This is a genomic window from Sphingomonas sp. PP-CC-1A-547, assembly GCF_003610375.1.
Lineage (GTDB): Bacteria > Pseudomonadota > Alphaproteobacteria > Sphingomonadales > Sphingomonadaceae > Sphingomonas.
The window spans coordinates 131298-142461 of the sequence record NZ_RAPZ01000014.1 but is presented as its reverse complement, the minus strand read 5'-3'; the positions used below and the strand labels follow the sequence as shown (position 1 = coordinate 142461).

At 66.9% G+C, this 11164-nt stretch carries 6 protein-coding genes; 4 read left to right on the top strand and 2 right to left on the bottom strand.

The genetic code is table 11. From position 1 onward, the window contains the following. Positions 1-17: 17 nt before the first annotated feature. The gene (locus tag C8J39_RS15855) at positions 18-1301 is read left to right on the top strand and encodes a glycoside hydrolase family 130 protein (RefSeq protein ID WP_120301341.1); all 1284 of its coding nucleotides are present in this window, start codon (positions 18-20) and stop codon (positions 1299-1301) included. Between the two features lie 256 nt (positions 1302-1557). Here the strand turns inward: C8J39_RS15855 and C8J39_RS15850 are convergent, their stop codons facing one another. Together C8J39_RS15850 and C8J39_RS15845 are read right to left on the bottom strand one after the other, a co-directional pair. Beyond that, positions 1558-3531, bottom strand: coding sequence for an OPT family oligopeptide transporter (locus C8J39_RS15850; RefSeq protein ID WP_243650185.1), 1974 nt, complete (start codon positions 3529-3531; stop codon positions 1558-1560). Positions 3532-3755: 224 nt separating this feature from the next. Further along, a complete protein-coding gene (locus C8J39_RS15845) occupies positions 3756-4997 on the bottom strand; it encodes an N-acetylmuramoyl-L-alanine amidase (RefSeq protein WP_120301340.1) in 1242 nt (413 codons plus the stop codon). Between the two features lie 540 nt (positions 4998-5537). Here C8J39_RS15845 and C8J39_RS15840 point away from each other — a divergent pair. The 3 genes from C8J39_RS15840 to C8J39_RS15830 all read left to right on the top strand — a co-directional run bounded on the left by C8J39_RS15840 (position 5538) and on the right by C8J39_RS15830 (position 11147). Next, complete coding sequence (locus C8J39_RS15840) at positions 5538-8501, top strand: ribonuclease E/G (protein WP_243650186.1); 2964 nt, start codon at positions 5538-5540, stop codon at positions 8499-8501. Between the two features lie 583 nt (positions 8502-9084). Continuing rightward, complete coding sequence (locus C8J39_RS15835; protein ID WP_120301338.1) at positions 9085-10440, top strand: M48 family metalloprotease; 1356 nt, start codon at positions 9085-9087, stop codon at positions 10438-10440. After that, positions 10437-11147, top strand: coding sequence for a DsbA family protein (locus C8J39_RS15830; RefSeq protein ID WP_120301337.1), 711 nt, complete (start codon positions 10437-10439; stop codon positions 11145-11147). Before C8J39_RS15835 ends, C8J39_RS15830 begins: the two co-directional genes overlap by 4 nt. The last annotated feature ends 17 nt before the right edge of the window (positions 11148-11164 follow it).

Here is an 11164-nt window from a genome sequence, read left to right as displayed (position 1 = left end):
CGCGGGGCACTGCTACGATGGATCTGTTCAACCACCAGCTGCGGCTGCACGCGGACCCTTCGCGTGTCGTCGTGCGGCCGTTCCATATCGCCTGGGGCGGTCATGGCGGCGCACCGAGCCGCACCGAGCGGCTCGTTGGCGAAGTGCTGGAAATGTCGCCCTCACAGGCGCGCGCGCAACTCGAGGTCGTGCTGAAGGATTTCGAGGCGCGCCACTGGCAGACGCGGCGCGTGTTCATGACGCGCTACGACCAGATCGAGGACATGCTCGGGCTGAACGGTGCGGAGATCGGCGACGAGAAGCGCCAGCTGATCGGCGCGTATTTCTGCCACGAATACAGCTATGCCGCCGCCGCGCTGATGAACCCCAGTGCGGTGCCGCATTTCGACCAGTCGGGCATGCCGCCGGGCTCGATGCGCATTCTCATGTCGTTGCGCGCGGTCGGCGAGGGTCACATCTCCTCCGTGGCGTTCCGCGAAGGCATCATCACCTGCGAAAACCAGATGAAGCTCGCGCCCGAGCCGCCGTTCGCGACGGCCACGGATGCGGTCGGCAGCGGCGAGGACGAGATGCCGATCGGCCCCGTCACCGTCTATCGCCACCGCGACAGCACGCTGAGCGGCACGGTAATCTTCCCGATCACGCAGGCGCAGTCGAAGGGCCTCGAGGATCTCCGCATCGTCCGCTTCCAGCACGAGGACGGCGATTACGAGTGGATCGGCACCTACACCGCGTATAACGGCTCGGTGATCCAGTCCGAACTGATGCGCACCCGCGATTTCCGCGCGTTCGACCTCGTGCCGATGACCGGCCCCGCCGCGCGCAACAAGGGCATGGCCTTGTTCCCGCGGAAGGTGAACGGCCAGTACATGATGATCGGCCGGCAGGACGGCGAGAATTTGTTCCTGCTCAAGTCCGACACGCTGACCGACTGGGACGACGGCGAGAAGATCCTGACGCCCGAATATCCGTGGGAGCTGGTGCAGATCGGCAATTGCGGCCCGCCGATCGAGCTCGACGAGGGCTGGCTGCTGCTCACCCACGGCGTCGGCGCGATGCGGAAGTATTCGATCGGCGCGGTACTGCTCGACAAGGACGATCCGTCGAAGGTGATCGGCCGGACGAGCCAGCCGATCCTCGCCGCGAAGGATCAGGACCGCGAGGGGTATGTGCCCAACGTCGTCTACAGCTGCGGCGCGTTGAAGCATGGCGATACGATCTTCATGCCGTACGGGATCGCGGACAGCTCGGTGGGCTTCGCGTTCGTGCCGATAAAGGACATGCTTGCCGCGATGAAGTGACGGGGGGGCGTCCAGACGGACGCCATCCTTCTCCCACGCGTAAGCACCACCCCGGCGAAGGCCGGGGCCCAATTGGGGGACGCAAATAACGGCAAACTGCGCTCCGTTACGCCCGCCTTTCCAATTGGGCCCCGGCCTCCGCCGGGGTGGTGGAACGGGCCAAGGTCCCGACCGAATCTTGTTCTCCCGCGAAGGCGGGAGCCCAGTCTGGATCCCCGCCTTCGCGGAGAAACAAGCTTACTTCAGTGCGTGCGCGTTACCGCGAAGCCGCCATCGTCCGCCGGTACATCACCCAAGTCAGCACCGCGAACAGCAGCGTCCCGCCAACCAGCGCCACACTCGCAAACCCATCCCCAACAATCGCCAGCGGCGTCTCCTTGTTGGTCAGATACACGATCCCCGCAAAGCCAACGCCCCACAGCGACTCCCCGACGATCATGCCGGTAGCGGTCAGCACACCCATCCGCTTGGCAAGTTCAGGATCCCGCGCACGGTCCGCCCAACGATCATACGCAAACCCCACGACCGCCCCGATCGTCACCGGCAACGTCACCGACATCGGCAGATACACCCCAAGCCCGACACCAAGCGGCGGCAACCGCAGCTTGCCCGCCTTGCCGAGCAACTCATCGACCGCGATCACCAAAACGCCAGTCAGCGCCCCATACGCGATCATCGCCCAATTGAGGTTCCCCCCCAGCACACCCTTCGCGAGCGCCGAGATCAACGCCGCCTGAGGCGCCGCCAGCGCATTCGGCCCCGCCCCCGGCGCCCCCGCAAACCCGAGCGTGCTCCCCAGCAGGTTGAGCACCGGCGGCACCACAATCGAGCCGAACACCACGCCGATCAGCAACGCGACCTGCTGCTTCCACGGCGTCGCACCAACCAGCTGGCCCGTCTTCAGATCCTGCAGATTGTCGTTCGAGATCGTCGCGATCCCGAACACGATCCCCGTCACGATCAGCCCGTACGCGACCAGCGCCTGCGTCGTCCCCGGCTCGACCGCGCGGCCGAACCACGACACCAGCAGGATCGACGCCGCGAGGATGGCGAGGATGCCGATCCCCGACACCGGCGAATTCGACGCGCCGATCAGCCCCGCCATGTATCCGCACACTGCCGCGATCACGAGGCCGATGACGAGGATGAACACGAGGCTCCCCGCGATCAGTCCGATCGCCGACGCCTCCAGCGGCCCACCCAGAAGCACGGTCCAGAGCAGGATGCCGATCGGCACCAGCATCGCCAGCGAGCCGATCCCGACGATCCCGATCGGAATGTCGCGCTCTTCCAGCGCCAACACCTCACCGCCACGCTTGGCCGCCGACGCAGCGAGCGCCGAGCGGACGCCGCCGACCACCGGCCCGGCGATCTTGAGCAACGTCCAGATCGCCGCGACGCCGATCACGCCTGCACCGAAGAAGCGCACGTCCGAGCGGAACACGGTGTTGGCGATCACTTCCGCGGTCCCGGTGACGCTGCCGCCCGAGGTCAGGATCGGCAGCAATATCCACCAGCCAATCACCACGCCCGCGAACATCGCCATGCCGACCGAGATGCCGACCAGATGCCCCGCGCCGAGCAACGCGAACGACAGCCCGCCCGAAATCCCGGTCGCGCCAGCGCCGACGCGGAACCACGTCGCGGCCTCCGCGGCGGCGAGCTTGGTCTGCGTCAGGATCGCGAACCCCGCCGAGACGACCGCGTTGGCGACGATGATGCCCAGCCCGCGCGCACTCTCTTCGCCGCCTTCACGACTACCTGCGCCGACCTTTAGCACCTCGGCAGCCGCGCGGCCTTCCGGATACGGCAGCAGAGTGTCGACGACGAGCGCACGACGCAGCGGTACCGAGAACAGCACGCCGAGCACGCCGCCGAACATCGTGATCGCCGCGGTGGTGAAGAACGGAAAGCCCTGCCACCAGCCGATCATCACGAGGCCGGGCAACACGAAGATGATCGCCGCGAGTGTCCCCGCAGCGGACGCGATCGTCTGGACGATGTTGTTCTCGAGGATCGTCGAATCCTTGAACAACCGCAGAACCGCCATCGAGATCACCGCGGCGGGGATCGACGTCGCGAACGTCAGCCCGATCTTGAGCCCGAGATACACGTTGGCCGCGGTGAACAGCAGCGTGATGATCCCGCCGAGCACGATCCCGCGAAACGTCAGTTCGCGCATGCTGGTCTCGGGGCCCGTGTCGGTTACGCCCCGCGTCGCGTCGGTCATCTGGTCAGCCTCAAAGCAATTCGGGCGACTTGTGACATGATGTGGGGCGTGAGGAAACCGTATCGACCGTGACGAGCGAGTCTCTCAAACCCGATCGTTCTCCTGCGAAAGCAGGAGCCCAGGAGTCTCGCATGCCGGACGGCGTCGTTCTGCTTGATCCTGGATTCCTGCGTGCGCAGGAAAACAGAGAATAAAGGCGGGCTGACTCGACCCGCAACCCAGACCTACCGCGCCGCCATCCGCCGCGCGAAATGCACTTCGACCGCCCGCGTGACGCTCTCCGCGATCCGGTGCCGCCCCTCGTCGCTATCCAGGAACGCAGCATCCTGCGGGTTCGAGATATACCCCGTCTCGAACAGGATCGACGGCATGTCCGGCGCCTTCAGCACCATCAGCGACGCCATCCGGTGGAAGTTCGCCTTCAACGGCATCAACGGCTTGGCCTCCCGCCCGAGCAGCCGCGCGAAGGTCGCCGAGGCGTTCATCGTCTCGCGCTGCGTCAGGTCGATCAGGATCGACGACACGTCCGCGGGCGCCTCGCCGAGGTTCACGCCCGAGATCACGTCCGCCTTGTTCTCACGCGCCGCCAGCCTTGCCGCTTCCTTGTCCGAAGCCACCTCCGACAACGTGTACGCCGTCGCCCCGGTAGCGTTCTCGGAACCCGTGCTGTCGCAATGGATCGAGATGAACAGATCACCCTTCAACCGCCGCGCCACGCCGTAGCGCTCGCGCAAGATCAGGTAGCGGTCGTCGTTCCGCGTGAGCGCCACGCGCACGCGCCCCGACGCGAGCAACTCGTCGCGGATCGCCTTGGCGACCTTCAGCGTCACGTCCTTCTCACGCAGTCCGTTCGGCCCGATCGCGCCGGGATCGACACCGCCATGCCCCGCGTCGATCACCACCAGCGGTCGCGTATCGTCGCCCTGCACGCGCGGCAGTTTCATGCCCCGCGCCTTGGGCGGCACCGGCACCGACACCTTGTACTTGGGCCGTGACGCAGCCCCGAAATTGAACGGGAAGAAGTTCAGCGGCCCGGCGATCCCGGCTTCCGCGAACTGATCGTAATCGACCGTGCGCAATGCGAGCGTCAACTCGCGCCCGTCGGAGTCGAACCCGCCATCGGTCACGATCGCCGGCTCGGCCAGATCGAACACCATCCGCATTCCCGATCGCCCGCTGCGCATCTGCGTGACGCCGGTCACCAGACCGCGCCCCATGACCTCCCGCCCCGGAGTCGCACCCGACACGTCGACCGCGATCTGGCGCGGTCCGGTCAGCACGCGGCTGGCGGCATCGCCGACCGCCTCGTCGAAGCGGATGACGATCCGCCCATCCCTGATCGCGACGCTCTGCACGGTCGCCGCCCAGGCGGGGACGCTCGCCAGCCAGCCGGCGATGAGGGCGATGACCGTCAACACCCCACGTCCTTGCCGTGCGGTCCTGCCGCCGGTCCAGCGAAAACCCATGCTACACCCCTTTGATCGATACATCCGATCTCTGCGAGCGAGCGATAGCGCCTCGCATCACAAGACGCGGTTGCGCAGTGCGGTTAATTTGCCGTTTGCCACGTATTGGCCGGCAAGGCTCTGCCGCCCCGGCAAGTCTGCGCCTCGCTGCCCCTAATTCGAGCCGAAACGCCCGTGAAAGCGACGGTTCCGGGGCTAGTTGCGAGATCGGGTATGCAGTGCTAGTCCTGTCGTACAGCCGTGTGTCGCCTGGATTTTACCAGCGACGCGCCGGTCTCTACGCCCGCCAGCGGATTCTCGCCGGCGCGGCAATTCAGGTTGACGCTCGAATGACGCATTCCCCCCGCCCCGCACTCCGACCGGCCTTCGCCGACGGACTCGCGGTCGTGCGGGCGCCGCAGGGAGAGTTCCCGCGGCATGCACTTCGCGCAGAGGCAGTTTCGCATACCATCCGCGAGTCCGGGCGTCCGTGCCCGACCGCACCACCATCAAGCGCGCGACGGCTGCCGACAGGCCCGGCGCGCGCGCGGAGAATCTATAATGACAACGCGCATGCTGATCGACGCACGCCACCGGGAAGAGACCCGGATTGCAGTCGTCAAGGGTAACCGGATCGAGGAATTCGATTTCGAGAGTGCCGAACGCAAGCAGCTCAAGGGCAATATCTACCTCGCCAAGGTCACGCGGGTCGAGCCGTCGCTCCAGGCGGCGTTCATCGATTACGGCGGCAATCGCCACGGCTTCCTCGCATTCAGCGAGATCCACCCCGATTACTACCAGATCCCCAAGGAAGATCGCGACGCGCTGCTCCGTGAAGAGGCAGAGCACGCCGCCGAGGAAGCCGCTCTGCGCGCCGACTACGATTCGGACGAAGACGAGGGTGACGACGAGGACGACATCGAGCGCTTCGAGGACGATGGCGGTGTAGACCCCGACGTTGCCGAAGAACTCGAGGGCGGCGAATCCGGCGAAGCCCCGCGACGGAAACGCAAGCCGAGCGCCGACGATGCCGCGGTCGAGGACCTGCGCGAGCGTCGCATGAACCTGCGCCGCCGCTACAAGATCCAGGACGTGATCCATCGCCGCCAGGTGCTGCTCGTCCAGGTCGTCAAGGAGGAGCGCGGCAACAAGGGCGCAGCGCTGACCACGTACCTGAGCCTCGCCGGTCGCTACTGCGTGCTGATGCCGAACACGTCGCACGGCGGCGGCATCTCGCGCAAGATCAGCAACGCGGGCGATCGCAAGCGCCTCAAGACGATCATGGCCGACATGCAGCTGCCGCCGTCGATGGGCTGCATCGTCCGCACCGCGGGCCTGCAGCGCTCGAAGGTCGAGATCAAGCGCGACTTCGATTATCTCGCCCGCCTCTGGGACGGCATCCGCGAAGCCACGCTGAAGGCGTCGGCCCCCGCGCTCGTCTACGGCGACAGCGACCTTATCAAGCGCGCGATCCGCGACATCTACAACAAGGAAATCGAAGAGGTCATCGTCGAGGGCGAGGACGGCTATCGCCAGGCGCGCGAGTTCATGCGCCTGCTGATGCCGACGCACGCGCGGCGCATCAAGCATTACGCCGATCCCGTGCCGCTGTTCCAGCGCGCCGGCGTCGAGGATCAGCTTGCCGCGATGTACCACCCCGTCGTCCAACTGAAGTCGGGCGGTTACCTCGTCATCAACCCGACCGAGGCGCTCGTCTCGATCGACATCAACTCAGGGAGGTCGACGCGCGAGCATTCGATCGAGCAGACCGCGACCGCGACCAACCTCGAGGCCGCGCAGGAAATCGGCCGTCAGCTCCGCCTGCGCGACATGGCCGGGCTCGTCGTCATCGACTTCATCGACATGGACAACAATTCCAACGTCCGTAAGGTCGAGAAGGCGATGAAGGAGGCGCTCAAGAACGATCGCGCGCGCATCCAGATCGGCCGCATCTCGTCGTTCGGCCTCATGGAAATGAGCCGCCAGCGCCTCCGCACCGGCGTGCTCGAAGCGTCGACCCGCGCCTGCCCGCATTGCGAGGGCACCGGCCTGGTCCGCACCGCGTCGTCGTCGGGCATCTCCGCGCTTCGCCTCATCGAGGACGAGGCCGCGCGTGGTCGCGGCTCGCTGCTCACCCTGCGCGCGAGCCAGGAAGCGGCCGTGTACATCCTCAACCGCAAGCGCGCCGACATCGCCGAGATCGAGGATCGCTACGGCGTGATCGTCGAGATCATCCCCGGCCAGGACGAGGAAGGCGCGCATATGACGGTCGAGGCCAGCGGCCCGCCGCCCGCGCACGCCCCGAAGTTCGTCCAGATCATCGAGGAAGACGAGGACGACCTCCCCGAGGAGATCGAGGACGAGATCGAGGAAGAGGAAGTCGAGGAGGCCGAGGCCGAGCAGCCGCGCCGTCGTGAGGGGGGTCGTGAGCCCCGCGAGAGCAATGGCGAGCAGCGTGCGCCGCGTGAGGCTCGCGATGCGGACGGTGAAGGCGGCAAGAAGCGTCGTCGTCGTCGCGGTCGTCGCGGTCGTGCACGTCCCGGTGAGGAAGGTGCGGCAGAGGGCGTCAACGAGGACGGTAATTTCGAGGACGCCGACACCAACGTCGAGGAGATCGACGAGGTCGAGGGCGACATCGTCGAAGTCGGCGGTGGCGACCTGGTCTCGGCTGGTGCGCCATCCGAGCAGGCCAATGGCGCAGAGGGCGAAGGCCGTCGTCGTCGCGGTCGTCGGGGACGTCGTGGCGGTCGCCGCAACGAGCAGGGTGCCGAGAATGGCCAGTCGGTCGCCGTCAGCAGCGTCGACGATGCCCAGCTGATCGCCGAGGCTCCCGAGCCGGAAGCGTACGAGCCGGTCGAGTCGACCTACGCCGAGCCGCCTTACGAGCCGGCATTCGAGCCAGTCGTCGAGGAAGCTCCGGTGGCGGAAGTCGCCGAGGGTCCGAAGATGCGCCGTCGTCCGCGTGCCCGTGCGGCAGCCGCTGCGGCGAACATCGTTGAGGCGGTCGCCGATGCAGCCCCCAAGGCGCGTCGTGGTCGCAAGCCACGCGCGGTCGAAGCAGACGCCGAGACGGTTGCACCGGAGCCCGTGGTTCCTGAGCCGATCGCTCCGGAGCCCGTCGCGGCCGAGCCGGCTGCACCGAAGCCCGGTCGTCGCCGTCGCGAAGCGGTTGCGGAAGCGACGATGGACGAGGTGAGCGCAACGCCCGCCGAAACCATCGAAGCGTCGGCGCCCAAGCCCAAGCGTGCGCGCCGCAAGGCGTCGGATGCAGTCGTGGAAGCCCCGGTCGTCGAGGAAGCCCCCGTCAAGGTCGCCAAGCCCCGCGGTCGCCCACGGAAGACGCCGATCGTCGAAGCCGGCGACGCGGCGCCTACCAGCGAGCCCCTCGCCGAGCCGATCGCAACCACCCCGCCCAAGGCCGAAGTCCAACCCCAGGACGTCGCGACCTCGGACGCCAACGACGGCGCCAACGACGACCCCGACGGCGCCCCCCGCCGCGGCTGGTGGCAGCGCACCTTCGGCTAACGCCGAACGCCGTGACCAAAGAACGGGCGCGACCGAAAGGCCGCGCCCGTTTTCGTTTGTGGGGAAGCGGAAGCTACCGGTGAGACGCTCCGTCCGACAAAAGCATGTTTCCCCGCGAAGGCGGGGACCCAGACTGGGCACCCGCCTTCGCGGGTGAACAAGCCACGCGGGCGGTACGAGGTTTGAGTTCCAGCGCCGTAGTGACGCACGCCGAACTCCCCCCGACCCAACACCACCCCGGCGAAGGCCGGGGCCCAATTGGAAAGGTGGCAATAACGAAGCACCACCCTCAGTTAGCCCGGTCCCCCAATTGGACCCCGGCCTCCGCCGGGGCGGTACCCTGATAGTCAGGGAGGAAACCGATAGCCGGCGAAGTGGCCGATAGACGGCGCAGCAACCTATCAAGCCCCCCCCAAACCCCTGTCCTACACACCCAAACCCTGCTCCCCTCCCCCAATGCCACCAACACTCCCCACCAACCGCAAAACCGCTCCCAGCGTCTGCACTTCCTGTACTTCACTCCACCGCACGCCCGACCGCACGACCATTGCCCCCCCGCCCCCAATCGACGATACCCCGTAATATGAAGCGCTTCGTAGCCGCCGCAGCCACCGCCCTCCTCCTCTGGACGACGCCCCTCCAGGCTCAGTCGATCCTCCGCGACGCCGAGACCGAAACCATGTTCGCGGAGATGTCGAACCCGCTGATCAAGGCGGCCGGGCTCTCGACGCGCGACGTAAAGGTCGTCCTCATCAACGACGAGTCGATCAACGCCTTCGTCGCCGGCGGGCAGACCGTCTACGTCCACTCAGGCCTGATCCAGGCCGCGGACAACGCCAACGAAGTCCAGGGCGTCATCGCGCACGAGCTCGGCCACATCGCCGACGGCCACGTCGTCCTCGCCGACCGCGGCACCAAGCCCGCAATGGGCATGTACCTGCTCTCGATGGTCCTCGGCCTCGCCGCGATGGCGGCCGGCAGCGGCGAGGCAGGTGCCGGCATCATGGCCGCGGGTCAGCAGGCGGCGATGGGCAGCTACCTCTCGTTCAGCCGCGTCCAGGAATCGACCGCCGACGCGACCGGCGCGAAATTCCTGCGCGAGGCGAACGTCTCCGGCCGCGGCATGCTCAGCTTCTTCAAGAAATTGCAGCAGCAGGAATATCGCTTCGGCACGGCCAACATCGATCCCTTCATGCAGTCGCATCCGCTCTCGGGCGAGCGCGTCGCGACGCTCACCGCCGACCTGCAAGCCTCGCCCGCCTGGGCGAACAAGCCCGACGCCGCGCTCGAGGAACGCTTCCGCCGCGTGAAGGCGAAGCTCGCCGGCTACGTCATGCCCGCCGACCAGACGCTGCAGGCCTACCCGCCCAGCAACCAGTCGATCTACGCGCACTACGCCCGCGCCTATGCGTATCACAAAGCCGGCTACCCCGACAAAGCCGACGCCGAAGCCAACGCCCTGGTAAAGGCCGAGCCCACCGACCCGTATTTCCTCGAGATCAAGGGCCAGATCCTGCTCGAAGCGGGCAAGCCGGTCGAGTCGCTGACTCCCTTACGCGAAGCCACCGAAGGCTCGCGCAACAATCCGCTGATCGCCACCACCTTCGGCCACGCGCTGATCGCGACCGAGAACAAGGCGAACTACCCCGAAGCGACCAGGGTCCTGCGTACCGCGGTCGGTCGCGACGACCAGAACCCGTTCGCCTGGATGCAGCTCGGCACCGTCTACGAACTGACCGGCGATACCGCGCGCGCCGCGCTCGCCACCGCCGAGCGCGCCAGCATGGGCGGCGACATGCGGACCGCCTCGGCGAGCGCGCAATATGCGCTGGCGAACATCCCGGCCAACACCACCGACTGGATCCGCGCGCAGGATATCGCGATGGCCGCGCAGAACGAGATGGACGACAACCCCAAGCAGTATAAGCGCCGCAAATGAGCAAACTCACATTCCCGGCAATCGCAGTCGCTGGCGCCGTCATCGGAGGCCTCGCGGTCTGGGGCTATGACCGCCAAGGCGGCGGCGTAGAGCGCGCGCAGGTCGAATCGATCGTCCACGACTATGTCCTGGCGCACCCCGAGATCCTCCCCGAGGCGATGGAGAAACTGCGCGATCGCGAGTCCGGCAAGACCGTCACCGCGAACCGCGACGCGATCGTCACGCCGTTCGGCAGCGCCTGGGCCGGCAATCCCAAGGGCGACGTCACGCTCGTCGAATATTTCGACTATAACTGCGGATACTGCCGCGCGAGCCTGCCGATGATCGCCAAGCTGATTGCCGCCGACCCGAAAGTCCGCGTCGTCTTCCGCGAACTCCCGATCCTCAGCGCCGAAAGCCGCATCGCCGCCCGCGCCAGCCTCGCCGCCGCACAACAGGGCAAGTTCGCCACCTTCCACGACGCGCTCTACGCCGGCGGCCCGGTCAGCGACGCCTCGATCGCCGCCGCGGCGAGCAAGGCCGGAGTCGACACCACGCAGGCGAGCTTCACCAAGACCGCCGACGCCGAAATCGCCAAGAACATGGAAACCGCCGCCAAACTCGGCATGACCGGCACCCCGAGCTGGGTGGTCGGCGACCGCGTGTTGTCGGGGGCGCTGCCGTTGGAAGACCTCCAGAAAGCCGTAGCGGCAGCCCGCGCCGGCTAACCGCTCCTCTCCTTGTT

Coding starts and splice junctions, on each gene's coding strand:
- C8J39_RS15835 (WP_120301338.1), top strand. CDS start 9,085: ATGAAGCGCTTCGTAGCCGCCGCAGCCACCGCCCTCCTCCTCTGGACG.
- C8J39_RS15840 (WP_243650186.1), top strand. CDS start 5,538: ATGACAACGCGCATGCTGATCGACGCACGCCACCGGGAAGAGACCCGG.
- C8J39_RS15850 (WP_243650185.1), bottom strand. CDS start 3,531: ATGACCGACGCGACGCGGGGCGTAACCGACACGGGCCCCGAGACCAGC.
- C8J39_RS15845 (WP_120301340.1), bottom strand. CDS start 4,997: ATGGGTTTTCGCTGGACCGGCGGCAGGACCGCACGGCAAGGACGTGGG.
- C8J39_RS15855 (WP_120301341.1), top strand. CDS start 18: ATGGATCTGTTCAACCACCAGCTGCGGCTGCACGCGGACCCTTCGCGT.
- C8J39_RS15830 (WP_120301337.1), top strand. CDS start 10,437: ATGAGCAAACTCACATTCCCGGCAATCGCAGTCGCTGGCGCCGTCATC.